Origin of the sequence: Pseudomonas sp. ADAK21, assembly GCF_012935735.1 — a bacterium.
Classification (GTDB): domain Bacteria; phylum Pseudomonadota; class Gammaproteobacteria; order Pseudomonadales; family Pseudomonadaceae; genus Aquipseudomonas; species Aquipseudomonas proteolytica.
On the sequence record NZ_CP052857.1, the window covers coordinates 3182725 to 3207641 of the forward strand.

At 61.0% G+C, this 24917-nt stretch carries 24 protein-coding genes; 15 read left to right on the top strand and 9 right to left on the bottom strand.

Going from position 1 to position 24917, the window contains the following annotated elements:
- The first annotated feature begins 29 nt into the window (after positions 1 to 29).
- Positions 30 to 971, top strand: a complete 942-nt coding sequence (locus tag HKK57_RS14440) for an AEC family transporter (RefSeq protein WP_070994111.1) — start codon at positions 30 to 32, stop codon at positions 969 to 971.
- A 109-nt stretch (positions 972 to 1080) separates the two neighbouring features.
- Here the strand turns inward: HKK57_RS14440 and HKK57_RS14445 are convergent, their stop codons facing one another.
- The 6 genes from HKK57_RS14445 to gatC form a co-directional block, all read right to left on the bottom strand.
- Positions 1081 to 1464, bottom strand: coding sequence for a carboxymuconolactone decarboxylase family protein (locus HKK57_RS14445; protein WP_169390328.1), 384 nt, complete (start codon positions 1462 to 1464; stop codon positions 1081 to 1083).
- Complete coding sequence (locus tag HKK57_RS14450; RefSeq protein ID WP_032866451.1) at positions 1461 to 2507, bottom strand: calcium/sodium antiporter; 1047 nt, start codon at positions 2505 to 2507, stop codon at positions 1461 to 1463. The genes HKK57_RS14445 and HKK57_RS14450 overlap by 4 nt, the downstream gene beginning before the upstream one ends.
- Positions 2508 to 2566: 59 nt before the next feature.
- Positions 2567 to 2938 carry a septal ring lytic transglycosylase RlpA family protein gene (locus HKK57_RS14455; RefSeq protein ID WP_029291879.1) on the bottom strand — a complete coding sequence of 124 codons (372 nt, stop codon included), beginning with the start codon at positions 2936 to 2938 and terminating at the stop codon, positions 2567 to 2569.
- Positions 2939 to 3095: 157 nt separating this feature from the next.
- Positions 3096 to 4541 (bottom strand): Asp-tRNA(Asn)/Glu-tRNA(Gln) amidotransferase subunit GatB, encoded by a 1446-nt coding sequence (gene gatB, locus HKK57_RS14460; protein ID WP_104910904.1) that lies wholly within the window; start codon positions 4539 to 4541, stop codon positions 3096 to 3098.
- A 10-nt stretch (positions 4542 to 4551) separates the two neighbouring features.
- Positions 4552 to 6003: an Asp-tRNA(Asn)/Glu-tRNA(Gln) amidotransferase subunit GatA gene (gene gatA / locus HKK57_RS14465; protein WP_029291874.1), complete on the bottom strand. Its 1452-nt coding sequence runs from the start codon at positions 6001 to 6003 to the stop codon at positions 4552 to 4554.
- 16 nt (positions 6004 to 6019) lie between these two features.
- The gene (gene gatC / locus HKK57_RS14470; RefSeq protein ID WP_003216077.1) at positions 6020 to 6307 is read right to left on the bottom strand and encodes an Asp-tRNA(Asn)/Glu-tRNA(Gln) amidotransferase subunit GatC; all 288 of its coding nucleotides are present in this window, start codon (positions 6305 to 6307) and stop codon (positions 6020 to 6022) included.
- Positions 6308 to 6517: 210 nt separating this feature from the next.
- On the opposite strand from gatC, the gene mreB reads away from it, so the two are divergent.
- The 8 genes from mreB (at position 6518) to tldD (ending at position 17679) form a co-directional block, all read left to right on the top strand.
- The gene (mreB, locus tag HKK57_RS14475; RefSeq protein WP_002555108.1) at positions 6518 to 7555 is read left to right on the top strand and encodes a rod shape-determining protein MreB; all 1038 of its coding nucleotides are present in this window, start codon (positions 6518 to 6520) and stop codon (positions 7553 to 7555) included.
- Between the two features lie 138 nt (positions 7556 to 7693).
- Positions 7694 to 8770, top strand: coding sequence for a rod shape-determining protein MreC (gene mreC / locus HKK57_RS14480; protein ID WP_071609992.1), 1077 nt, complete (start codon positions 7694 to 7696; stop codon positions 8768 to 8770).
- Positions 8770 to 9258, top strand: coding sequence for a rod shape-determining protein MreD (gene mreD / locus HKK57_RS14485; protein WP_029291827.1), 489 nt, complete (start codon positions 8770 to 8772; stop codon positions 9256 to 9258). The genes mreC and mreD overlap by 1 nt, the downstream gene beginning before the upstream one ends.
- A gap of 50 nt (positions 9259 to 9308) precedes the next feature.
- Positions 9309 to 9905: a Maf family protein gene (locus HKK57_RS14490; RefSeq protein WP_169390329.1), complete on the top strand. Its 597-nt coding sequence runs from the start codon at positions 9309 to 9311 to the stop codon at positions 9903 to 9905.
- Between the two features lie 69 nt (positions 9906 to 9974).
- Positions 9975 to 11432, top strand: a complete 1458-nt coding sequence (gene rng, locus HKK57_RS14495; RefSeq protein ID WP_029291823.1) for a ribonuclease G — start codon at positions 9975 to 9977, stop codon at positions 11430 to 11432.
- A gap of 75 nt (positions 11433 to 11507) precedes the next feature.
- The gene (locus HKK57_RS14500; protein WP_169390330.1) at positions 11508 to 15323 is read left to right on the top strand and encodes a YhdP family protein; all 3816 of its coding nucleotides are present in this window, start codon (positions 11508 to 11510) and stop codon (positions 15321 to 15323) included.
- A 48-nt stretch (positions 15324 to 15371) separates the two neighbouring features.
- Complete coding sequence (locus HKK57_RS14505; protein ID WP_092238265.1) at positions 15372 to 16220, top strand: carbon-nitrogen hydrolase family protein; 849 nt, start codon at positions 15372 to 15374, stop codon at positions 16218 to 16220.
- A gap of 16 nt (positions 16221 to 16236) precedes the next feature.
- Positions 16237 to 17679: a metalloprotease TldD gene (gene tldD / locus HKK57_RS14510; RefSeq protein WP_029291818.1), complete on the top strand. Its 1443-nt coding sequence runs from the start codon at positions 16237 to 16239 to the stop codon at positions 17677 to 17679.
- Positions 17680 to 17724: 45 nt separating this feature from the next.
- On the opposite strand, the gene yjgA is transcribed toward tldD, so the two are convergent.
- Positions 17725 to 18246 (bottom strand): ribosome biogenesis factor YjgA, encoded by a 522-nt coding sequence (yjgA, locus tag HKK57_RS14515; RefSeq protein ID WP_029291815.1) that lies wholly within the window; start codon positions 18244 to 18246, stop codon positions 17725 to 17727.
- A 108-nt stretch (positions 18247 to 18354) separates the two neighbouring features.
- On the opposite strand from yjgA, the gene pmbA reads away from it, so the two are divergent.
- The 6 genes from pmbA to HKK57_RS14545 all read left to right on the top strand — a co-directional run bounded on the left by pmbA (position 18355) and on the right by HKK57_RS14545 (position 23625).
- Complete coding sequence (pmbA, locus tag HKK57_RS14520) at positions 18355 to 19701, top strand: metalloprotease PmbA (RefSeq protein WP_169390331.1); 1347 nt, start codon at positions 18355 to 18357, stop codon at positions 19699 to 19701.
- A gap of 150 nt (positions 19702 to 19851) precedes the next feature.
- Positions 19852 to 20247 (top strand): hypothetical protein, encoded by a 396-nt coding sequence (locus tag HKK57_RS14525; protein ID WP_029291811.1) that lies wholly within the window; start codon positions 19852 to 19854, stop codon positions 20245 to 20247.
- The gene (locus HKK57_RS14530; protein ID WP_169390332.1) at positions 20240 to 21616 is read left to right on the top strand and encodes a class II fumarate hydratase; all 1377 of its coding nucleotides are present in this window, start codon (positions 20240 to 20242) and stop codon (positions 21614 to 21616) included. Before HKK57_RS14525 ends, HKK57_RS14530 begins: the two co-directional genes overlap by 8 nt.
- Positions 21617 to 21643: 27 nt before the next feature.
- Positions 21644 to 22087 carry a hypothetical protein gene (locus tag HKK57_RS14535; protein ID WP_169390333.1) on the top strand — a complete coding sequence of 148 codons (444 nt, stop codon included), beginning with the start codon at positions 21644 to 21646 and terminating at the stop codon, positions 22085 to 22087.
- A 1-nt stretch (position 22088) separates the two neighbouring features.
- Positions 22089 to 22700 carry a superoxide dismutase gene (locus HKK57_RS14540; RefSeq protein ID WP_169390334.1) on the top strand — a complete coding sequence of 204 codons (612 nt, stop codon included), beginning with the start codon at positions 22089 to 22091 and terminating at the stop codon, positions 22698 to 22700.
- Positions 22701 to 22731: 31 nt separating this feature from the next.
- Positions 22732 to 23625: a ZIP family metal transporter gene (locus HKK57_RS14545; RefSeq protein ID WP_029291803.1), complete on the top strand. Its 894-nt coding sequence runs from the start codon at positions 22732 to 22734 to the stop codon at positions 23623 to 23625.
- Positions 23626 to 23770: 145 nt separating this feature from the next.
- On the opposite strand, the gene HKK57_RS14550 is transcribed toward HKK57_RS14545, so the two are convergent.
- Positions 23771 to 24043 carry an HPr family phosphocarrier protein gene (locus tag HKK57_RS14550; protein ID WP_070994104.1) on the bottom strand — a complete coding sequence of 91 codons (273 nt, stop codon included), beginning with the start codon at positions 24041 to 24043 and terminating at the stop codon, positions 23771 to 23773.
- A 16-nt stretch (positions 24044 to 24059) separates the two neighbouring features.
- Positions 24060 to 24917, bottom strand: a complete 858-nt coding sequence (gene rapZ, locus HKK57_RS14555; protein ID WP_029291798.1) for an RNase adapter RapZ — start codon at positions 24915 to 24917, stop codon at positions 24060 to 24062.

The following is a 24917-nucleotide window of genomic DNA, read 5'->3' on the forward strand; positions in this document are numbered from 1 at the left end:
ACCGAAGCTCACCCAAGGTTCTCCCCAGCATGCTGGCTATATTCCTGCAAACCCTGACAATCACCGCGCCGGTATTTGCCATGTTGTTTCTGGGCGTCCTGCTCAAGCGCATCAATTGGATCAACGACAACTTTATCCACACCGCATCGTCCCTGGTGTTCAACGTCACCATGCCGGCGTTGCTGTTTCTGGGGATTCTGCACGCCGACCTGCATTCGGCGCTCAAGCCAGAACTGCTGATCTATTTCTCTGTCGCCACGCTGGTCGGCTTTGCTCTGGCCTGGGGCTGGGCGATTTTTCGCTGCCCGCGTGAGGACCGGGGTATCTATACCCAAGGGGCATTTCGCGGTAACAACGGGGTGATCGGCCTGGCACTGGCGGCCAGCATGTATGGGGACTACGGCATTTCCCTCGGGGCGATCCTCGCGGGGTTGGTGATCCTGTTCTACAACACCCTGTCGACCATTGTGTTGGCGGTCTACAGCCCAGTGATCAAGTCTGACCCGTGGAGTATCTGCAAGAGCGTACTGGCCAACCCGCTGATCCTCAGTGTGATTGCTGCGACACCGTTTGCCTATTTCCAGATTGGCTTGCCCAATTGGCTGGAAACCTCCGGGCGGTACCTGGCCGATATGACGCTGCCCCTGGCGCTGATCTGCATTGGCGGCACTCTGTCGCTGGCCGCATTGCGCCAAAGCGGCAACATGGCATTGAGCGCCAGCCTGGTGAAGATGATCGGCCTGCCGCTCGTGGCGACCGTCGGCGCCTGGCTGTATGGCTTCCGGGGGCCGGAGTTGGGGATTCTGTTCCTGTACTTTGGCGCACCGACGGCCGCTGCCAGTTTTGTCATGGCCCGTGCGGCCCAGGGTAACCATGAACTGGCGGCGGCGATTATCGTGATCACCACATTGATGGCGGCGGTGACCACCAATATCGGGATCTTTGTGCTGCAGGCGGGTGGCTGGATCTGAAATGAGGGGTGGTCTCAGGGCCAATCGCGGGCAAGCCCGCTCCTACACTTGAAGTATGTTCACAACTCAAAATGTGGGAGCGGGCTTGCCCGCGATAGCTCTCTTGCAGTCACTGCTGAGCTGGCTGATACGCCTCGATCACTTCTTGCGCCGCCCGAAACGCATCGATCGCCGCCGGCACGCCGGCATACACCGCGCAATGCAGCAGCGCTTCGCGAATTTCTTCAACAGTGCAGCCGTTGTTCAGCGCACCGCGTACATGGCCCTTGAGCTCCTGCGGGCACTTCAAGGCGGTCAGCGCAGCGAGGGTAATCAGGCTGCGCGTCTTCAGCGGCAAGCCTTCACGGTTCCACACCCCGCCCCAGGCATGTTCGTTGACGAAGTCCTGCAACGGCTGGGTGAATTCGGTGGCATTGCCTAGGGCGCGGTCGACAAATGCATCGCCCATTACCTGGCGGCGTATTTCAACGCCGGATTTCGCTTTATCGGTCATTGCGACTCCCTCTTGTGTTGGCGGTGCCAGGCTCGCAGCGAGGTGAACAACAGGAAGGCCACCAGCGCTGGCAGGACGTAATACAGCATCAGTTGTTCCAGTTTGTTGGCCAGTGGCATGCCGGTGGTAAATGACACCACGTGCAGCCCGTACGCCAGGTACAGCCCCAGCAGCAGCAAGCCTTCGGCGCGGGTGATGCGGTAGCCGGTGTAAAACACGGGCAGGCACAACACCACGACGCCGAGCATCACCGGCAGGTCAAAATCCAGGGCGTTGGGCGACACCGACAAGGGCAGCGGCGCCACCAGCGCGGTAAAACCCAGAACCCCCAACAGGTTGAACAGGTTGCTGCCGATCACGTTCCCCACCGCAATCTCCCGCTCGCCGCGCAGGGCGGCGATCAGCGAGGTCGCCAGGCACGGCAGCGAGGTGCTGACGGCGACGATGGTCAGGCCGATCACCCGCTCGGACAGGCCCAGGTCGCTGGCCACTTCCACCGCTGCGCCCAGCACCAGATGCCCGGCGAACACCAGCAACACGAGCCCGCCGATCATCCACAGCAAACTGCTCAGCCACGGCGCTTGTACCACCGTGTCGCGGGTCCGCGGGCGGCGCGAATGGCGGGTCTGGTACAGCAACAGGCCCAGGTAGGCGAGCAGGGCGGCAAGCAAGGTCAGGCCGTCGAGCGGTGTCAGTGCTTCATCACTGGCGAGAATAAACAGCAGCATGCTGGCGCCGATCATCACCGGGATATCCAGGCGCACCAGTTGCCGCGAGACGCGCAGGGGAATAATCAGCGCCGAAAGACCCAGGGTGACGAGGATATTGAAGATGCTGCTGCCAATCACACTGCCCACGGCAATATCGGTATTGCCGGCGAGGGTGGCCTGCAGGCTGACGGCGATTTGCGGCGCGCTGCTGCCAAAGGCGACGATGCTCAAGCCAATGATCAGTGGCCGGACTTTGAGGCTGGCGGCCAGGCGCACGGCGGCGCGTACCAGCATTTCGGCACCGGCAATCAGCAGCAGCAGGCCGCTGGTCAGTTCAATCAGGCTTATGGGCGAAAGGGCGCTTAATCCGAAAATGGTCCGGGCTCCGTCAGTCAGTTGCTCAGGGCTTGCACGCGCACACGCGCGGTTCCGCTGCGCAGCATACCCAACTGCTCGGCGGCCTGGCGTGAAAGATCGATCAGCCGCCCACGGGTATGCGGGCCGCGATCATTGATGCGCACCACCACGGTTTTGTTGCTGGCAAGATTGGTGACCTTGACCCGCGTGCCGAATGGCAGGCGCCGGTGGGCGGCGGTCAGGGCGTGTTGGTTGAAGGGTTCACCGCTGGCGGTCTTCTTGCCATGGTGCTTGGCGCCGTAGTAGGACGCGGTGCCGGTTTCGTCGTAGCCGTTGGGGTCGATCATGCCGCTGGCGCAGCCGGTGAGCAGGGAGAACAGGGCGCAAAGGCCGAGTAGACGCTTCATTTTCAAGGTGTCCCCAAAATTGATATGGGAACCGACCCCTGTAGGAGCTGGCTTGCCTGCGATGCGGGCGCCTCGGTTTTTCAGATGTACCGAGGTGATGCTATCGCAGGCAAGCCAGCTCCCACATAAGCCGGTTCCCACAGGGCGGCAACCGTTATCAGCCTTCGAGCTTGCTCTTGAGCAATTCGTTGACCTGTTGCGGGTTGGCCTTGCCTTTGGAGGCCTTCATCGCCTGGCCCACAAAGAAGCCGAACATCTTGCCGCGCTTGGCTTCGTCGGCCGCACGGTACTGTTCGACCTGCTCCGCATTGGCTGCGAGCATTTCATCAAGAACGGCCGAGATGGCGCCGCTGTCGGTGACTTGCTTGAGGCCGCGCTTCTCGATGATCTCGTCGGCGTTGCCTTCACCGCTGGCCATGGCCTCAAACACGGTCTTGGCGATTTTGCCGGAGATGGTGTTGTCCTTGATGCGCAGCAACATGCCGCCCAGTTGTTCGGCCGAGACCGGGGCTTCGTCGATTTCCAGGCCCTGTTTGTTCAACAGGCTACCCAGTTCGACCATGACCCAGTTGGCCGCCAACTTGGCGTCGCCAGCGATGCTCACGACTTTTTCGAAGTAGTCGGCCTGCTCGCGGCTCGATGCCAGGACGCTGGCGTCATACACCGACAGGCCGAACTGCGCCTGGAAGCGTTCGCGTTTTTGCGGTGGCAATTCCGGCAGGGTGGCGCGCACGTCATTGAGGAACGAATCCTCGATGACCACCGGCAACAGGTCCGGATCGGGGAAGTAACGGTAGTCGTTGGCTTCCTCCTTGCTGCGCATGGCGCGGGTTTCGTCTTTGTTCGGGTCGTACAGGCGCGTCTGCTGGATCACCTTGCCGCCGTCTTCGATCAGCTCGATCTGGCGACGGACTTCGGTGTTGATCGCCTTTTCGATGAAACGGAACGAGTTGACGTTCTTGATCTCACAGCGGGTGCCGTACTCAACCTGGCCTTTAGGACGCACCGACACGTTGCAGTCGCAACGCAGGGAGCCTTCGGCCATGTTGCCGTCGCAAATGCCCAGGTAGCGCACCAGTGCGTGGATGGTCTTGACGTAGGCCACCGCTTCCTTGGCACTGCGCATGTCCGGCTCGGACACGATCTCCAGCAGCGGCGTGCCGGCGCGGTTCAGGTCGATGCCGGTGGCGCCATTGAATTCTTCATGCAGGCTCTTGCCGGCATCTTCTTCCAGGTGCGCACGGGTCACGCCAACACGCTTGATGGTGCCGTCTTCCAGGGGGATATCCAGGTAGCCCTTGCCGACGATCGGCAATTCCATCTGGCTGATCTGGTAGCCCTTGGGCAGGTCCGGATAGAAGTAGTTCTTGCGCGCGAACACGTTGTGCTGGCCGATTTCGGCGTCAATCGCCAGGCCGAACATCACCGCCATGCGCACCGCTTCCTGGTTCAGCACTGGCAATACGCCAGGCATGCCCAGGTCTACGAGGCTGGCCTGGGTGTTGGGCTCTGAGCCGAACGTGGTGGCGCTACCGGAGAAAATCTTCGATTGGGTGGCAAGCTGGGTATGAATCTCCAGCCCGATCACAACTTCCCATTGCATAGTGTTCTCCTCAGAAGCCGGTTGGGGTGCGAGTGTGCCAGTCAGTATTCAACTGGTACTGGTGCGCCACATTGAGCAAGCGGCCTTCCTGGAAATACGGGGCAAGCAACTGCACGCCCACCGGCAGGCCATCGACGAAACCGGCTGGCATGGACAAGCCCGGCAAGCCCGCGAGGTTGGCGGTGATGGTGTACAGGTCTTCCAGATACGCGGCCACCGGGTCGCCATTCTTGGCGCCGAGTTTCCAGGCCGGGTTTGGCGTGGTTGGGCCGATGATCACGTCGACTTCATTAAAGGCCGCCATGAAGTCGTTCTTTACCAGGCGTCGGATTTTCTGCGCCTTGAGGTAGTACGCGTCGTAGTAGCCAGCCGACAAGGCGTAGGCCCCGACCATGATCCGGCGCTGTACTTCCACGCCGAAACCTTCGCCACGGGAGCGCTTGTACAGGTCGGTGAGGTCTTTCGGGTCTTCACAGCGATAGCCAAAGCGCACGCCGTCGAAACGCGACAGGTTGGAGGAGGCTTCGGCCGGAGCAATCACGTAGTAAGCCGGAATCGCGTGCTGGTTGTTCGGCAGGCTGATTTCCTTGATCACCGCGCCGAGCTTTTCCAGCGCCTTGATGCTGTTGTGCACCAGTTCGGCGATACGCGGGTCGAGACCGGCGCTGAAGTACTCTTTCGGCACGCCGATGCGCAGGCCTTTGAGCGAGGTGTTGAGGCTGGCGCTGTAGTCCGGCACCGGCTCATCGATGCTGGTGGAGTCCTTTGCATCGAAACCGGCCATGCCTTGTAACAATATTGCGCAGTCTTCGGCGGTGCGGGCCAGAGGGCCGCCCTGGTCGAGGCTGGACGCGTAGGCAATCATGCCCCAGCGGGAAACGCGACCGTAGGTCGGTTTCAGGCCGGTGAGGTTGGTGAAGGCGGCGGGCTGGCGGATCGAGCCGCCGGTATCAGTGGCCGTGGCGGCTGGCAGGAAGCGCGCGGCAACGGCTGCGGCCGAACCACCGGACGAACCGCCGGGCACGTGCTCCGCGTTCCACGGGTTTTTCACCGCGCCGTAGTAGCTCGATTCGTTGGCCGAGCCCATGGCGAATTCGTCCATGTTGGTCTTGCCCAGGGTCACGGCCCCGGCTTCGGCCAGCTTGGCGACGACGGTGGCGTCGTAGGGCGCCTTGAAGTTGTCGAGCATCTTCGAGCCGCAGCTGGTGCGGATGCCCTGGGTGCAGAACAGGTCCTTGTGACCGATTGGCGCACCCAGCAGCGCGCCGCTTTCACCGTTGGCGCGACGGGCGTCGGCGGCCTTGGCCTGGCCCAGGGCCAGCTCCTCGGTGAGGCTGATGAAGCTGTTGACCTTCGGATCCAGTGCGGCGATGCGCGCCAGGAGGGTCTTGGTCAGCTCTTCGGACGAAAACTTTTTATCGGCGAGACCGCGGGCGATCTCGGCCAGAGTCAATTGATGCATTGCAGGCTCTTTCCCTTTAGTCGATGACTTTCGGAACCAGGTACAGGCCGTTTTCGACCGCTGGTGCGATGGACTGGTAGGCCTCGCGATTATTGCGTTCGGTCACGACGTCTGCGCGCAGGCGCTGGCTGGCTTCCAGTGGGTGGGCCAGGGGTTCGATGCCGTCGGTATTCACCGCTTGCATCTGGTCGACCAGCCCGAGAATGCTGTTCAGGGCTGCGGTGGTCTGTGGAAGATCGGCTTCATTGAGGCCCAGGCAGGCCAGATGAGCGATTTTTTCCACGTCGGAGCGTTCAAGCGCCATGGGATTCTCCAGTGGAAAACAGAACGGAAGCTATCCGTGTGTTAGATTGTCGGAACACTACCGCATTTCTACGGTCATAAGGCCGCGATTGTGGGGTTAGGTGCACAGAAAGTCGGCCAATTTAGCACATTGGCGCCTTGCCCAAAATCCCTGTCGTTGTTAGAGTTTGCCGCACTTTTTTACCCACGCGTTGCCTAGGGTCCCTTTCCCATGTTCAAGAAACTGCGTGGCATGTTTTCCAGCGATCTTTCCATCGACCTGGGCACTGCCAACACCCTTATTTACGTGCGCGAGCGCGGTATCGTCCTGAATGAGCCATCGGTTGTGGCCATTCGGACCCATGGTAATCAGAAAAGTGTCGTTGCCGTGGGCACCGAGGCCAAGCGCATGCTCGGCCGTACACCTGGCAACATTGCCGCCATTCGTCCGATGAAAGACGGCGTGATCGCCGACTTCAGCGTCTGCGAGAAGATGCTGCAGTACTTCATCAACAAGGTTCACGAAAACAGCTTCCTGCAGCCCAGCCCTCGCGTGCTGATCTGCGTTCCATGCAAATCCACCCAGGTGGAGCGTCGTGCCATCCGTGAATCGGCCCTTGGTGCCGGTGCCCGCGAAGTGTTCCTGATCGAAGAACCAATGGCTGCGGCCATCGGTGCCGGCCTGCCGGTTGAAGAAGCGCGCGGTTCGATGGTGGTGGATATCGGTGGTGGTACTACTGAAATCGCCCTGATCTCCCTCAATGGCGTGGTGTATGCCGAATCCGTACGGGTTGGCGGCGACCGCTTCGACGAAGCGATCATCACTTATGTGCGTCGTAACTACGGCAGCCTGATCGGCGAATCCACCGCCGAGCGCATCAAGCAGGAAATCGGTACCGCTTACCCGGGCGGCGAAGTACGCGAAGTCGATGTGCGCGGTCGCAACCTGGCCGAAGGCGTGCCACGTGCCTTTACCCTGAACTCCAATGAAGTGCTGGAAGCTCTGCAAGAGTCCCTGGCTACTATCGTTCAGGCGGTAAAAAGCGCCCTGGAGCAATCGCCGCCGGAACTGGCTTCCGATATCGCCGAGCGTGGCCTGGTGCTGACCGGTGGTGGCGCCTTGCTGCGCGACCTCGACAAGTTGCTGGCCCAGGAAACCGGCCTGCCGGTGATCGTCGCCGAAGACCCGCTGACCTGCGTGGCCCGTGGCGGTGGTCGTGCACTGGAAATGATGGATAAACACACCATGGACCTGCTCTCCAGCGAATAAGATCGTTGGTTACGCCATGTTTCGCCAACAGGCAGCACTTTGCAGTGCTGCCTGTTGGCGTTTATCTTCTTCAATCTGCATCCAGGCCGGTTTGATGCCGTATGAATAAAGAGAATATCTGCCCGGGAGGAGCGGCCTATTAAACCGCTCTTCACTAAAGGCCCCTCATTGGGCGTGCGCTTGTTGGTGCTGGTCGTGCTATCGGTCGCGCTGATGGTGGTCGACGCCCGCTTCACACTGCTCAAGCCGGTGCGTAGCCAAATGTCGCTGGTATTGATGCAGTCCTACTGGATCACTGACCTGCCGCAACGGCTATGGCAAGGTGTGGCCAGCCAGTTTGGCAGCCGTACCGAGCTGGTTGCCGAGAACGAAAAACTCAAGACCGAAAACCTGCTGTTGCAGGGGCGCATGCAAAAGCTGGCGGCCCTGACCGAGCAGAACGTGCGGCTGCGCGAGTTGCTCAATTCTTCCGCGCTGGTCAACGAAAAGGTTGAAGTGGCCGAGTTGATCGGCATGGACCCCAACCCCTTCACCCATCGCATCATCATTAATAAAGGCGAGCGCGATGGTGTGGTCCTTGGCCAGCCGGTGCTCGATGCCCGTGGCCTGATGGGCCAGGTGGTGGAGTTGATGCCCTATACCTCCCGCGTGCTGCTGCTGACCGACACCACCCATAGCATTCCGGTGCAGGTCAACCGCAACGGCCTGCGGGCGATTGCCAGTGGCACGGGCAATCCGGAGCGCCTGGAACTGCGGCATGTGGCAGACACTGCCGACATCAAGGAAGGCGACCTGCTGGTCAGCTCCGGCCTTGGCCAGCGGTTCCCGGCAGGCTACCCGGTGGCGACGGTCAAGGAAGTGATCCACGATTCCGGGCAGCCCTTTGCGATTGTGCGTGCGGTGCCAACGGCTGCGCTGAACCGCAGCCGCTACCTGTTGCTGGTGTTCAGTGACACGCGCACCCCGGAAGAGCGCGCCAACGACGCCGCCCAGGCCCAGGAAGCACAGGACAAGCAAGACGGCACTGCGACGCCGATCATCCCGGCAACCGTACCCAAGCCAGCGGCACCTGTGGCGACACCGGTTGTACCCGCTACGCCTGCTGCCGCGACACCGGCCAAGCCGGTGGCCCAACCTGCTCGGCCAGTCAAACCAGCGGCGACTGCGCCTGCTGCGGCGCCCACGCCGGCAACCACTCGACAGGGGGCGCAATAATGGCCGGTACTCATTCACGCAATGGCTGGATGGTCTGGTTGACCTTCGCCATCGGTATGCTGCTCAGCGTTTCGCCGATGCCGCAATTCATGGAAATCCTGCGCCCGCTATGGCTGGCATTGCTCCTGGCATTCTGGGCCCTGGCCCTGCCGCATAAGGTCGGTATGGTCACCGCGATGTGCCTGGGGCTGGCTGAAGACGTGATGTATGGCACGTTGCTCGGGCAGAATGCGTTGATTCTTACGCTGATTACCTTCCTGGTGCTGTCGTTGCAGCAACGCTTGCGCATGTTCCCGATGTGGCAACAGTGCCTGGTCATCCTGGTGATCTTCGGCCTGGCCCAACTGGTGCAGCTGTGGCTCAGTGCCTTGACCGGCAACCGCCAACCCACCTTGGCGCTGGTCTTGCCGGCTCTGGTCAGTGCGCTGTTGTGGCCATGGATCAGTTTCGGCCTGCGTGGGTTGCGTCGCCGCTATAAAATCAATTGAGTGGGTCGCGAGGCTCTGCCTGGTTATCGAACCCACAGGGAGAGTCTGCAATGCATGCGCTTTATCTGGCCTCCGGCTCTCCTCGGCGGCGCGAGTTGCTGACCCAGATCGGCGTGCCGTTCACCGTGGTCAACGCCGCCATCGATGAAACACCCCTGGGCGACGAATCGCCCGCGTCCTACGTCGAACGTCTGGCCCGTGGCAAAGCCGCCGCAGGCCTGGCGACATTGACCGATACCGCGAATGCCTGCGTGCTGGGCGCCGATACCGCCGTCATCCTCGATGGGCGGATCCTGGGCAAGCCCCTGGACCAGGCCGATGCCCTTGCCATGTTGCTGGCCCTTTCTGATCGTGAACACGAAGTCCTCACCGCCATTGCCGTGCTCGATGGCCAGCGCTGCGAAACGCGCCTGGTCAGTAGCCGCGTGCGCTTTCGCAAGGTTTCCACACACGAGGCAACGACTTACTGGCACAGCGGGGAACCCCAGGACAAGGCGGGCGGCTATGCTATCCAAGGGTTGGCGGCAGTATTCGTCGCCGGCCTCAATGGCAGTTACTCCGCAGTCGTTGGCCTGCCGGTCTGCGAAACAGCAGAACTGCTGGGCCGTTTCGGCATACCCTGTTGGCAACACCTTTCCGTGCGCTGAACGCGTTACTCCAGCGCCACATTTAAGCGATCGGCCACTATTGTGAAAACGCCTGAACGAGACCCAGCCATGAGTGAAGAGATTCTGATCAATATCACGCCGATGGAATCGCGCGTGGCGGTGGTAGAAAACGGTGTTTTGCAGGAAGTGCACGTCGAGCGCACCCAGAAGCGCGGGATTGTTGGCAATATCTATAAAGGCAAGGTCGTGCGGGTATTGCCGGGCATGCAGGCGGCTTTTGTGGATATCGGCCTGGACCGTGCTGCGTTTATCCATGCCTCGGAAATTTCCCTGCGCGAAGGTCCGGCGGTCGAGAGCATCAGCGCCCTCGTGCATGAAGGGCAGAGCCTGGTGGTGCAAGTCACCAAAGACCCGATCGGCTCCAAGGGCGCGCGCCTGACCACGCAACTATCGATTCCATCGCGCTACCTGGTGTACATGCCACGCACCGCCCATGTCGGCATTTCCCTGAAAATCGAAGACGAAGGTGAGCGTGAGCGTCTGAAAAAGGTCGTCAGCGATTGCGTGGCGGCCGAAGGCATCAAGGAAGCGGGCGGCTTTATCCTGCGCACCGCCGCCGAGGGCGCCGGTGCCGACGAGATCCTCATGGACATCCGCTACCTGCGGCGCCTGTGGGATCAGATCGCTGCCCAGATCAAGACCATCGGCGCGCCGAGCGTCATCTATGAAGACCTAGGCCTGGCCCTGCGTACCCTGCGTGATCTGGTCAGCCCGAAGATCGAGAAAATTCGCATCGATTCGCGGGAAACTTTCCAGCGAACCACGCAATTTGTCGCCGAACTGATGCCGGAAATCGCCGACCGCCTTGAACACTATCCCGGCGAGCGGCCGATTTTTGACCTGTATGGCGTCGAGGACGAAATCCAGAAGGCCCTGGAACGCAAGGTGCCGCTCAAGTCCGGCGGCTACCTGGTGGTGGACCCGGCGGAAGCCATGAGCACCATTGACGTGAACACCGGCGCCTTCGTTGGCCATCGCAACCTTGAAGAAACCATCTTCAAGACCAACCTCGAAGCCGCCACTGCCATTGCCCGTCAACTGCGCCTGCGTAACCTGGGCGGGATCATCATCATCGACTTCATCGACATGGAAGATGAAGAGCACCAGCGCCAGGTGTTGCGCACCCTTGAGAAGCAGCTGGAGCGCGATCACGCCAAGACCAACATCATTGGTATCACCGAGTTGGGCCTGGTGCAGATGACCCGCAAGCGTACTCGCGAAAGCCTTGAGCAAGTGCTGTGCGAGCCGTGCAGCAGTTGCCAGGGGCGCGGCAAGTTGAAGACCCCGGAAACGGTTTGCTACGAGATTTTCCGGGAAATCCTACGTGAGGCGCGCGCTTACCAGGCCGAGGGTTACAGAGTTTTGGCCAACCAGAAGGTGGTGGACCGATTGCTGGACGAAGAGTCGGGCAACGTTGCGGAGTTGGAGGGGTTTATTGGCCGCACCATCCGTTTCCAGGTCGAAACCATGTATTCCCAGGAACAATACGACGTGGTGCTGCTCTGATCCGCATCAGTCCTTTTCAACGAGACCGGCAAACCTTGATCTGCCGTCCGACTATTACCTTGAGGGTCGCCTGACATGGAGCGTCTGCAACGCTTTTTTGCCGCACTGACCCGTTGGGGCCTTGGCCTGTGTGCATTGCTGTTGGTACTGGCGGCGGTCTACGTCAGCCTGGGCCGTGAATTGACGCCATTGGTTGCGGAGTACCGCGGCGAAGTCGAGGCCAAGGCACAGGCGGCGGTCGACATGCCGCTGAGCATCGGCAGCCTGGAAGGGCGCTGGAGCGGCTTTGCCCCGGTATTGCTCGCCCATGATGTGATGGTCGGCGAAGGCCCTAGCGCCCTGCGCCTGGACCAGGTGCAAGTGGTGCCCGATCTCTGGGCCAGCCTGCTGGCGTGGGATGTGCGCATCGCCCATCTGGAAGTCAGCGGCTTGCAGCTCAGCGTCAAGGAGGACCAGGACGGCCATTGGGCATTGCAAGGCCTGCCGGTACAGGATGACCAACCCCTGGACCCGGAGCAACTGCTCAAGCGCATGCAAGCGGTGGCGAAGGTCTCGCTGCTGGACAGCCAGGTTACCTTGCAGCCGTTCGACCAAGCGCCGCTGACCTTGACCTACGTGGGCTTGAGCCTGCAAACCGGTGCCACTCGCCAGCGCCTGGATGCCCGCCTGACCTTGCCCGACGGGCAACCGCTGGCCCTGAGCCTGCGCACGCGGATCCGTGCCAGCCAGTGGCGCGACGGCGAGGTCCAGGCTTACCTGAGCCTGCCCCAGAGCAATTGGGCGCAATGGGTTCCGGCGAAGTTGACCCGGGACTGGAAGCTCAGCGAGTTGAAAGCCGGTGGTGAATTCTGGCTGACCTGGGCCAATGGCACGCTGCAAAGCGCGGCCGCGCGTCTCAATGCGCCGCAGGTGAAGGTTCGTTACGCCCAGCGCAAATCCACGAGCATCCAGAATCTGGGGCTGACGGCCTACCTGCAGCGCAGTGACAGTGGCCTGAAGGTGGTCTTCGACTCGTTGGCCATGAACCTGGGCGATACCCGTTGGGAGTCGCACCTGCAATTGCAGCAAACCCTGGCTACCGACAAGGCACAAGAGACCTGGAACCTGCAGGCCGACCGCTTGGACCTGACGCCGATTACCCCTTTGCTCAACGCCCTGGCGCCATTGCCGGAAGGTTTTGCCAAGACCGTGGAAGCGTTGAAGGCCACGGGCGTACTGCGCAATGTGCGGGTCGATTATCGCCCGCAGGAGGCCGGCGACCAGCGCGTCAGCTTCGCTGCCAACCTCGAGCGCGTAGGCTTTGACGCCTATTTCGGCGCGCCGGCGGCCCGCAATGTATCCGGCAGTATCAGTGGCGACCTGGGCCAGGGCGAGTTGCGCATGGACAGCAAGGATTTCGTCCTGCACCTGGACCCGATTTTCGCCAAGCCCTGGCAGTACATCCAGGCCAATGCACGCCTGACGTGGAAGCTGGATAAGCAAGGCTTCACCCTGATCGCGCCGTATATCAAGGTGCTTGGGGAAGAGGGCAAGGTCGCGGCGGATTTCCTGATTCGCCTGCATTTCGATCATAGCCAGGAAGACTACATGGACCTGCGGGTCGGCATGGTCGATGGCGATGGGCGTTTTACTTCCAAATACTTGCCGGCTGTGTTGAGCCCGGCCCTGGATGAGTGGCTGCGTACTGCGATTCTCAAGGGCGCGGTCGATGAAGGTTTCTTCCAGTACCAAGGCTCGCTGAACCACGATGCGGTGACGGCGGCGCGCAATATCAGCCTGTTCTTCAAGGTGCATGACGCCGAGCTGGCGTTCCAGCCGGGCTGGCCCCATGTCAGCAAGGTGGCCGGTGAAGTGTTCGTCGAAGAGACCGGCGTGCGCATTCTGGCCAGCAAGGGGCAACTGCTCGATACCAAGGTCAAGGATATCTACGTCAACATTCCCCATGCGCTGCCTGGTCATGACAGCCATTTGCTGCTGACGGGCGGTTTTGCCGGCGGTCTGGGGGACGGCCTGAAGATCCTCCAGGACGCACCCATCGGCACGGCGTCGACGTTTGCCGGCTGGAAAGGCGAGGGCGACCTACAGGGTTCCCTGGACCTGGATATTCCCATGGCGAAGGGTACCGAGCCGAAAATTGTAGTGGACTTCAAGACCGACAAGGCGCGCCTGCAGCTGGCCGAGCCGACCCTGGACCTGAACCAGCTCAAGGGCGAGTTCCGCTTCGACAGCGCCAAGGGCCTGAGTGGCCAGAACATCAGCGCCCAAGCCTTCGACCGGCCGATCACGGCGCAGATTGCGCCTGGGGGCAAGCCGGGCAATCTCAGCACTCGGGTCACCGCCAAGGGCCAGGTAACGGTCAAGCGCCTTACCGACTGGCTGAAAGTCAGCCAGCCGCTGCCGGTATCCGGGGATATCCCGTATCAACTGCAGCTTGACCTGGATGGCGCCGACAGCCAGTTGCGGGTCAGCTCCAACCTCAAGGGCGTGGCGGTGGACTTGCCTGCGCCATTTGGCATGCCCGCCAGCCAGGGTCGTGAGAGTGTGTTCCGCATGACTTTGCAAGGCGCGGAGCGGCGTTACTGGTTTGATTACGGCGAGTTGGCGAATTTTACCTTTGCAGCCCCGGCGGACAACTTTACCCAGGGCCGGGGCGAGCTGTTCCTCGGTGATGGCGATGCCTTGTTGCCCGGTGGCAAGGGCCTGCGGATTCGCGGGGTGCTGTCGGAACTGGATATCGATCCCTGGAAGAAGTTGGTGGAGCGCTACGCCGGCAATGATCCGGGCGGCAATGCCAAGCAACTGCTGAGCAGTGCCGATTTCAAGATTGGCAAGCTGACCGGGTTTGGGACCCAACTCGATCAGGTCACCCTGAAACTGGACCGCAAGCCCGCCGCCTGGGGCTTGCAGCTCGACAGCCAGCAGGCCAAGGGCACTGTTGGCCTGCCAGATGCCAAGGGCGCGCCCATTGCCATCAACCTGCAGTATGTGAAGCTGCCGGCGGTCGACCCTACGGTACAGGCCGATGAAAACGCGCCTGATCCCCTGGCCGGCATCGATCCCAAGGATATTCCCGCGCTGGATATCGCCATTGCCCAGTTGTTCCAGGGCCCCGACCTGATCGGCGCCTGGTCCTTGAAGGTGCGTCCGACAGCCAAGGGCATGGCCTTCAACAACCTCGACCTGGGTCTCAAGGGCATGCAGCTCAAGGGCGCTGGTGGTTGGGAAGGGGCACCTGGCGCCAGCAACAGCTGGTACAAGGGGCGCTTGGACGGCAAGAATATCGCCGATGTGCTCAAGGGCTGGGGCTTTGCGCCAACCGTGACCAGCCAGGATTTTCATCTGGATGTAGACGGGCGCTGGCCGGGTTCGCCTGCGTGGGTTGGGCCCAAGCGTTTTTCCGGCAGTCTGGATGCGTCGTTCCGCAAGGGCCAGTTTGTCGAGGTCGAGGGCGGTGCCCAGGCGTTGCGGGTGTTTGGCCTGCTGAACTTCAACTCCATTGGCCGGCGTTTGCGCCTGGACTTCTCGGACTTGCTTGGCAAGGGCCTGAGCTATGACCGGGTCAAGGGCCTGCTGGCTGCCAGCAATGGTGTGTTTGTGACCCGCGAGCCGATAATCCTCACGGGGCCGTCGAGCAACCTGGAACTCAACGGTACCCTGGACCTGGTGGCTGATCGCGTCGATGCCAAGTTACTGGTGACCTTGCCGGTGACCAACAACCTGCCTATCGCCGCATTGATCGTCGGCGCGCCGGCCATTGGTGGCGCGTTGTTTTTGATCGACAAGTTGATCGGTGATCGGGTTTCGCGTTTTGCCAGCGTCCAGTACAAGGTGGAAGGGCCATGGAAAGATCCAAAAATCACCTTCGACAAGCCATTTGAAAAACCACAATAAGCGCCTGTGGAGTAGCATGGCCCCATGCTTTTTATGGAGTGTCGGCCCATGTCCTTTGCGGTAATCCAGATGGTCAGCCAGAGCGATGTCCTGGCCAACCTGGCCCAGGCCAGGCGCTTGTTGGAGCAGGCGGCGGCAGGGGGCGCGCAACTGGCGGTCCTGCCGGAAAACTTCGCCGCCATGGGCCGGCGCGATGTGGCCGCCATCGGCCGCGCCGAAGCCTTGGGCGATGGGCCGATCCTGCCCTGGTTGAAACTGGCCGCCCGTGACCTCAACTTATGGATAGTGGCCGGCACATTGCCGTTGCCTCCATTGGATCACCCCGATGCCAAGTCCAATGCCTGCTCGTTGTTGATCGACGCGCAGGGTCAGATCGTCGCCCGCTACGACAAGCTGCACCTGTTTGACGTGGATGTGGCTGACGCGCGCGGTCGTTATCGTGAATCCGACGACTATGCTTACGGCAACCAAGTGGTGGTGGCCGATACGCCGGTCGGGCGCCTGGGGCTGACGGTCTGTTATGACCTGCGCTTCCCGGAGCTATACAGCGAATTACGTGCTGCGGGTGCCGAATTGATTACCGCACCCTCGGCTTTTACGGCGGTAACGGGCGCGGCGCACTGGGATGTGTTGATCCGTGCGCGGGCCATCGAAACCCAGTGTTACCTGCTGGCGGCCGCACAGGGTGGCGTGCATCCGGGGCCGCGGGAAACCTATGGCCATGGGGCGATTGTTGATCCGTGGGGGCGGGTGTTGGCACAACAGGATCAAGGCGAAGCGGTGTTGTTGGCCGAACGTGATAGTAGCGAACAAGCGTCGATACGGGCGCGCATGCCGGTGGCAGGCCACCGGCGCTTTTTCTCGCAGGGCGCACAGCGACCTGCTTCAGAACGATGAATTTAAGGCCGAACCTATGAGCGAGTTGTTGTCCTCAGTCAGTGAACACCTCCTGGCGCCCGGTGGCGTGACCATCGAAAGTCTGCAAACCGTACTGGGCGACCTGGCCGGGCCTGGCATCGATGCCGCCGACCTGTATTTCCAGGGGCAGATCTCCGAGTCATGGTCCCTGGAAGATGGGATCGTCAAGGACGGCAGTTTCAACCTGGACCAAGGGGTTGGGGTGCGTGCGCAGTCCGGTGAGAAGACCGGCTTTGCGTATAGCAATGCCATTACCCTGGAAGCCCTGGGCCTGGCAGCCCGTGCGGCGCGCTCGATTTCCCGTGCCGGCCAGAACGGTACCGTGCAGGCGTTCAGCACCCAGGACGTGACCCAGTTGTACGGCCCGGACAACCCGCTGGAAGTGATCAGCCGGGCCGAAAAGGTCGAGCTGCTCAAGCGTGTGGATGCCGCAACCCGTGCCCTCGACCCGCGTATCCAGCAGGTGAGTGTGAGCATGGCCGGTGTCTGGGAGCGCATCCTGGTGGCGTCCACCGATGGTAGCCTGGCGGCGGATGTGCGGCCGTTGGTGCGCTTCAATGTCAGTGTGATCGTCGAGCAGAACGGCCGTCGCGAGCGTGGCGGCCATGGCGGCGGCGGGCGTACGGATTATCGCTATTTCCTCACCGAAGACCGAGCCATGGGCTATGCCCGCGAGGCGTTGCGCCAGGCGCTGGTCAACCTGGAAGCCATCCCGGCGCCGGCCGGTACGCTGCCGGTGGTGCTGGGTTCGGGCTGGTCCGGTGTATTGCTGCATGAAGCGGTGGGGCACGGCCTGGAAGGCGATTTCAACCGTAAGGGCAGTTCCGCCTATAGCGGGCGCATGGGCGAAATGGTCGCCTCGAAGCTCTGCACCATCGTCGATGACGGTACATTGGCCGGTCGTCGTGGCTCCCTGAGCGTCGACGACGAAGGCACGCCCACCGAGTGCACCACGCTGATCGAAAACGGTGTGCTCAAGGGTTATATGCAAGACAAGCTCAACGCGCGCCTGATGGGCGTGGCGCGCACCGGCAACGGTCGGCGTGAGTCCTACGCGCATTTGCCGATGCCGCGCATGACCAATACCTACATGCTGGCGGGTGAAAGCGACCCGGCAGAGATCATTGCCTCGGTCAAACGCGGGATCTATTGCGCCAACCTGGGTGGCGGCCAGGTGGATATCACCAGCGGCAAGTTCGTGTTCTCTACCAGCGAAGCCTATTTGATCGAGGACGGCAAGATCACCGCACCGGTCAAGGGCGCAACCTTGATTGGCAACGGCCCGGAGGCCATGAGCAAGGTGTCGATGGTCGGTAACGACCTGGCGCTGGACAGTGGTGTAGGGATGTGTGGCAAGGATGGGCAGTCGGTGCCGGTCGGTGTCGGCCAGCCAACCCTGAAAATTGATGCGATCACCGTGGGTGGCACGGGATCGTAAGGCGTGGAGCTTCGGGTGGCGAAGACCGCCACCCGGGGAAGAGGATCAGCGCAGGCCGCGTTGAGTCTCGTCCAGCTCACGGATGTACTTGAAGATTTTACGGCTGGTGGCCGGCGCCTTGTTCTGTGCCAGTTCGTGCTGGGCCTGACGGATCAGGGAGCGCAGTTGCTGGCGGTCGGCATCCGGATAGTCCAGGACGAACTTCTCCAATACAGCGTCGTCACCGCCGATCAGGCGGTCGCGCCAACGTTCCAGGTTATGGAAGCGTTCGTTGTACTGGCGGGTGGAAGCATCGAGTTGGTCGAGCAAAGTCAGAATGGCGTCAGTGTCCTGGTCGCGCATCAGCTTGCCGATAAACATGATGTGCCGTTTACGCGCGATGTTCGCGGTGTGCTTGGGTGCATCTGCCAGGGCCCGGCGCATTTCGTCGGTCAATGGCAGTTTGGCAATCAAGTCCGGCTTGAGTGTTGTAAGGCGCTCGCCGAGATCAACCAGAGCATGCAGCTCGCGTTTGACCTGGGTTTTGCTTTTCTCCCCATCGAGGGAGTCGTCGTAAGAATCAACCATGGTGGCAGTCCGCAAAGAAACGCCGCCATGATAACCAGTCGGGGGCCGCTTGTCCGGCCCGGTCGCTCGATGGCCTTAACCGAAAGCAGAATTTGAGTGGAGAAAACCATGAGTGCAGCCCAAAGCGTCGGTCCACAAGCGTTACCGGCACTGCAGGAACAAGTTGAGCAGATCATTGCCGAGGCCAAGCGCCAGGGCGCCAGTGCCTGTGAAGTGGCGGTGTCGCTGGAGCAGGGCTTGTCGACTTCAGTGCGCCAGCGGGAAGTGGAAACCGTTGAGTTCAACCGTGACCAGGGTTTTGGCATCACCTTGTATGTAGGGCAGCGCAAGGGGTCGGCCAGTACCTCGGCCAGCGGTCCGGAAGCCATTCGCGAAACCGTTGCTGCCGCCCTGGCAATTGCCAAGCACACCTCCAAAGACGAGGCGTCCGGTTTGGCGGATGCGGCCTTGATGGCGCGCGACCTGAAAGATTTCGATCTGTATCACGCCTGGGATATCACTCCCGAGCAGGCCATCGAAAAGGCCCTGGCCTGCGAAGCTGCGGCATTCGATACCGATAGCCGGATCAAGAATGCCGATGGCACCACCCTGAGCACTCATCAGGGTTGCCGTGTGTATGGCAACAGTCATGGCTTTATCGGCGGCTATGCGTCGACACGCCATAGCTTGAGCTGCGTGATGATCGCCGAGGCCGATGGCCAGATGCAGCGTGACTACTGGTATGACGTAAGCCGCCAGGGTGAGTTGCTGGCGGATCCGGTGAGCATTGGCCAGCGCGCTGCGCAACGGGCCGCGAGCCGCCTGGGCGCGCGCCCGGTGCCGACTTGCGAAGTGCCGGTGCTGTTTTCGGCGGAGTTGGCCGGCGGTCTGTTCGGTAGCTTCCTGGGGGCGATTTCCGGGGGGAACCTGTACCGCAAGTCGTCGTTCCTTGAGGGGGCGATGGGGCAGAAGTTGTTTCCTGAGTGGCTGACCCTGGATGAGCGTCCGCACCTGATGCGCGCCATGGGTAGCTCGGCCTTTGATGGTGATGGCCTGGCGACCTACGCCAAGCCGTTTGTCGAAAATGGTGAGCTGGTGTCCTACGTGCTCGGCACCTACGCCGGGCGCAAGCTTGGTTTGCCCAGTACCGCGAACTCCGGTGGCGTTCACAACCTATTCGTGACCCATGGCGATGAAGACCAGGCGGCGCTGCTGCGGCGCATGGGTCGTGGCTTGCTGGTGACCGAGTTGATGGGGCACGGCTTGAACATGGTGACGGGTGATTATTCCCGAGGCGCGGCGGGTTTCTGGGTGGAGAATGGTGAAATCCAGTTCGCCGTCCAGGAAGTGACCATCGCCGGCAATATGCGCGATATGTTCAAGCAGATCGTCGCCGTGGGTAACGATCTGGAACTGCGCAGCAATATCCGCACCGGTTCGGTGCTGATCGAACGGATGACCGTTGCCGGCAGCTAAACACTATTCCTTACACCGCAGCGCCACCCCAAGGGTGGCGCTTTTTTTTGCCTGGAATCTCACAAGGCCGACAAAGCTATAGGTTCAATAGCTTGTTTTGATTCTCAATATCATTTAATAATAAATATCATTATCGAGTGAGCTTGGATCATGAGTTCTGTCCTGCACGAGGATCCCTACCTGGAAAGCTGGCGCTGGATGAGTCGCCAGATTCGCTGTGGGCTCAACCCTGACGAGCCACGCCTGATCGAACATTACTTAAACGAAGGGCGTTATCTGGCCTGCTGCACGGCCACGCACCCGTGGACCATCGCTGAGACCTCGTTTCGCCTGTTGATCGATACCGCCACCGATATCGCTTTGCCCTGGCATTGGCGGTCCACGTGCCTGGACCAGGCCTGGCGCCCGCTACGCGACCTGGAAAACCTCTCTCACTGTGCCTGCCGCCTCAAGCGCTGGCAGACCTTTGCCTGGCAATTGGCGACCTGTGAATTGTTGCCGTCTATTTCTCACTCCGACTTGGTGCAAGGATCTTCCGATGAGTAATACCCGTATCGAACGCGACAGCATGGGCGAGTTGCAAGTACCCGCAGAAGCTTTGTATGGCGCCCAGACTCAGCGTGCGGTGAACAACTTCCCGATCAGCCACCAACGCATGCCGACCCAGTTCATTCGCGCCCTGATCCTGGCCAAGGCTGCGGCCGCCAAGGCCAATGTCGACCTCAAGCAGATCAGCGAAGGCCAGGGCAAAGCCATCGTCGAGGCCGCCCAGGGCTTGCTGGAAGGCGACTTCATGCAGCATTTCCCGGTGGATATTTTCCAAACCGGTTCCGGCACCAGTTCCAACATGAACGCCAACGAAGTGATCGCGACCCTGGCCAGCCGCCTGCTGGGCGAGGCGGTCAACCCGAACGACCACGTCAACTGCGGGCAGAGCAGCAACGACATCATCCCGACCACCATCCATGTCAGCGCCGCGCTGGTGCTGCATGAGCAGACTTTGCCGGCGTTGCTGCACTTGGTTGAAGTGATCGAGCGCAAGGCGGTTGAAGTCCATCCGTTCATCAAGACCGGGCGTACGCACCTCATGGATGCCATGCCGGTGCGCATGAGCCAGGTCCTGGAGGGTTGGGCGCAGCAACTCAAGGCCAATATCGGTCACCTGCAAGGCCTGTTGCCAAGTCTGCAAGCCCTGGCTCAGGGCGGCACCGCGGTTGGGACCGGGATCAATGCACACCCAGAATTCGCTGCACGTTTCAGCCAGCAACTGAGCCGTCTGACCCATGTGCAGTTCACACCGGGCAAGAACCTGTTCGCCTTGATTGGCTCCCAGGACACTGCCGTCGCCGTTTCCGGCCAACTCAAAGCCATTGCCGTAACACTGATGAAAATCGCCAACGACCTGCGCTGGATGAACTCCGGCCCACTGGCAGGCCTTGGTGAAATCGAGCTCGAAGGCCTGCAGCCGGGGTCGTCGATCATGCCCGGCAAGGTCAACCCGGTGATCCCGGAGGCCACCGCGATGGTTGCAGCGCAGGTTATCGGCAATGACAGCGTAATCACCATCGCAGGCCAGTCCGGCAACTTCGAACTCAACGTGATGCTGCCGATCATCGCCCAGAACCTGCTCGGCAGCCTGGAGTTGCTGGCCAACTCCAGCCGCCTGCTGGCGGACAAGGCCATCGCCAGCTTCAAGGTCAACGAACCCAAGCTCAAGGAAGCGCTGTCGCGCAACCCGATACTGGTCACTGCACTCAACCCGATCATTGGTTACCAAAAGGCCGCTGAAATCGCCAAGAAAGCCTACCAACAAGGCCGGCCGGTGATTGATGTGGCGCTCGAGCACACCGACTTGCCGCGCAGCCAACTGGAAGTCCTGCTGGACCCGGAAAAGCTCACGGCGGGTGGCGTGTAATTACCGACCCTGCTTTGGAGGCTCACCATGGAGCACTGGAAACGCACGATCGAACGGGCCAATCGCTGCTTTATGCAGGGCGAACTGGTGGATGCCCGCGAGCATTACCTGCAGGCCCTGGCCCTGGCCCAAGTGTTGTTTGAGCGCTGGGGTGATGCCGACGAGGCCGTGGCAGCTTGCGTTATTTCCCACCACAACCTGGCGGACCTGCACCTGCGCCTGAATCAGCCTGAGGAAAGCGCCGAATACCTCTGCGCCATTCACCAGCGCTTGCTGCAGACGATGCAGGACACCCGGCTGCCTCAAGCCTTGCGCGAGGCGGCCTTGCGCCAGAGCAGCAAGACCTACGTCGAACTGTTGAATTTCATCAGCGATCACGGCGAGTACCCCCGTACCCATCGCTTGCTGGGCAGCAATACGGTGCAGACGGATACGCCGACCCGCAACAGCCCTTTTTATGGAGCACATTGATATGTCCTACACCTTGCCTGCCTTGCCCTACGCCTACGATGCCCTGGAGCCGCATATCGATGCGCAAACCATGGAAATCCACTACACCAAGCACCATCAGACCTATATCAATAACCTCAATGCTGCCGTCGAAGGCACCGAGTTTGCAGGCTGGCCGGTGGAAAAACTGGTCTCCAGCGTCCAGCAACTACCGGAAAAACTGCGTGCGGCAGTGATCAACCAGGGCGGTGGGCATGCCAACCATTCGTTGTTCTGGTCGGTCATGTCGCCCAAGGGTGGTGGTAAGCCCGAGGGCGCCTTGGGTCAGGCGATTGACGCGCAGCTGGGTGGTTTTGACGCATTCAAGGATGCATTCACCAAGGCCGCGCTGACTCGCTTTGGCAGTGGTTGGGCCTGGCTGAGCGTCACCCCGCAAAAGACCCTTGTCGTCGAAAGCAGTGGCAACCAGGACAGCCCATTGATGAACGGCAATACGCCGATCCTCGGCCTGGACGTCTGGGAGCACGCCTACTATCTGCTCTATCAAAACCGTCGCCCTGAGTACATCAACGCCTTCTACAGTGTTATCAACTGGCCGGAAGTCGCTGAGCGCTACCAGGCTGCACTGGCTTAATGCCCTCTCATAACAAGACCTAAGGCCGACTATGGGCACTGAAACACTGGCGATCAGCAGCGTGCGAATGTTCCGCTATGCGTTTGGCTCGCTGCTGCTATTGGCGGGAACTGCATTGCTGGTGGCCCACGGGCTGGCCTGGCTGGACCTGGAACCGCGCATCCTGCGCGCCCTGCAAGGTGGTGCAATCTGTGCCCTAGGCACGGCACTGGGTGCGGTGCCGGTGCTGGTGATCCGGCGGATGCCGCTGGCGGTCAGCGATACATTACTGGGGTTTGGCGCCGGGGTGATGCTGGCGGCGACGGCGTTTTCGCTGGTCGTGCCGGGAATCGCCGCTGCCGAAAACCTGGGGCTGACGCCCTGGGCCTCCAGCGGGTTGATCAGTTTTGGCATCATGCTGGGCGCATTCGGTTTGTTCCTGGTGGACCGCAAGGTCTCCGGTGCCAGCCCGGAAATGCTGGTCGGCACGCCTGACAAACCGGTAATCCCACCGCGCATCTGGCTATTTGTGTTTGCCATCATTGCCCACAACATTCCCGAAGGCATGGCGGTAGGTGTCTCGGCTGGTGGCGGTATGCCCGATGCCGATAGCCTGGCCATGGGTATCGCGTTGCAGGATGTGCCCGAGGGGCTGGTGATTGCATTGGTGCTGGCAGGGGCGGGGATGTCGCGGGTCAAGGCATTCCTGATCGGCGCTGCATCCGGGCTGGTGGAACCGGTGTTTGCCGTGCTCTGTGCCTGGCTGGTCAGCCTGGCCGAAATGCTGTTGCCCCTGGGCCTCGCCCTGGCGGCTGGGGCGATGTTATTGGTGGTGACTCATGAGGTCATTCCCGAGTCGCGGCGTAATGGCCATGACAAGCTGGCGAGCCTGGGGCTATGCATCGGGTTTTGCCTGATGATGGCGATGGATACAGCGCTGGGCTGACTTTTAGCGCAAAACCAATGTAGGCGCTGGCTTGTCGGCGATAGCGGTGTATTAGTCGATAAAAATGTTGGCTGATCCACAGCTATCGCAGGCAAGCCAGCTCCCACACAAGCCCGTACACATGGGATTTATGTTGGGCAAAGGGCTATTCGCCTTCATCGAAGTAGTTGTTGATCAACTTCACCAGCGCATCCAGCGCTTCCTGTTCCTGCTCACCTTCGGTCTTCAGATGAATCGTGGTGCCTTTGCCGGCAGCCAGCATCATCATCGCCATGATGCTTTTGCCGTCGACCATGGATTCTGGCGTACGTCCGGCCCGGACCTGGCAAGGATACTTGCCCGCAACCCCGACAAATTTGGCCGACGCGCGGGCGTGCAAGCCCAGTTTGTTGATGATTTCAATTTCCAGAGCGGGCATCGCGAAGGTGTTCCTTTCAGCTAAGGTCGCGGTGGCGAACCTGGACATTCTTGAGGGTTTTCTGCAAGACCTGGCCCAGGCGCTCGGTCAGGTAGACGGAGCGGTGGTGCCCGCCGGTACAGCCGATAGCGATGGTGACATAAGCCCGGTTACTGGCGGCAAAGCGCGGTAGCCACTTGAGCAGGTAGCTGGAGATATCCTGGAACATATCCTCGACATCCGGTTGAGCCGCCAGGTACTCGGCAACTGGTTGGTCCAGCCCTGACTGATCGCGCAGTTCCGGCTTCCAGTAAGGGTTGGGTAGGCAGCGCACGTCAAATACCAGGTCGGCGTCTATCGGCATGCCCCGCTTGAAACCAAAGGATTCAACCAGGAATGCCGTGCCGGGCTCTGGCTGGTTCAGCAGGCGCAGCTTGATGGCGTCACGCAGTTGGTAAAGGTTCAGGCTGGTGGTGTTGATCTTGAGGTCGGCCAAATCAATGATCGGCCCCAACAGCTTGGTCTCGTCCTCGATGGCTTCCGCCAGCGAGCGGTTCGAGCTACTCAGCGGGTGGCGGCGACGGGTTTCCGAGAAGCGCTTGAGCAGCGTTTCTTCGTCGGCATCCAGGTACAGCACGTCGCAATGGATATGCTTGGCGCGTACCTCTTCAAGCAATTCCGGGAATCGCGTGAGGTGGCTGGGCAGGTTGCGGGCGTCAATCGATACCGCCACCAGCGGTTGCGCCAGCTCGGTGTGGATCAGCGCGCGTTCGGCCAACTCGGGCAACAGGCCCGCCGGCAAGTTGTCGATGCAATAAAAACCGTTGTCCTCAAGCACGTTGAGGGCAGTACTTTTACCTGAGCCGGAACGCCCGCTGACGATGATCAAACGCAT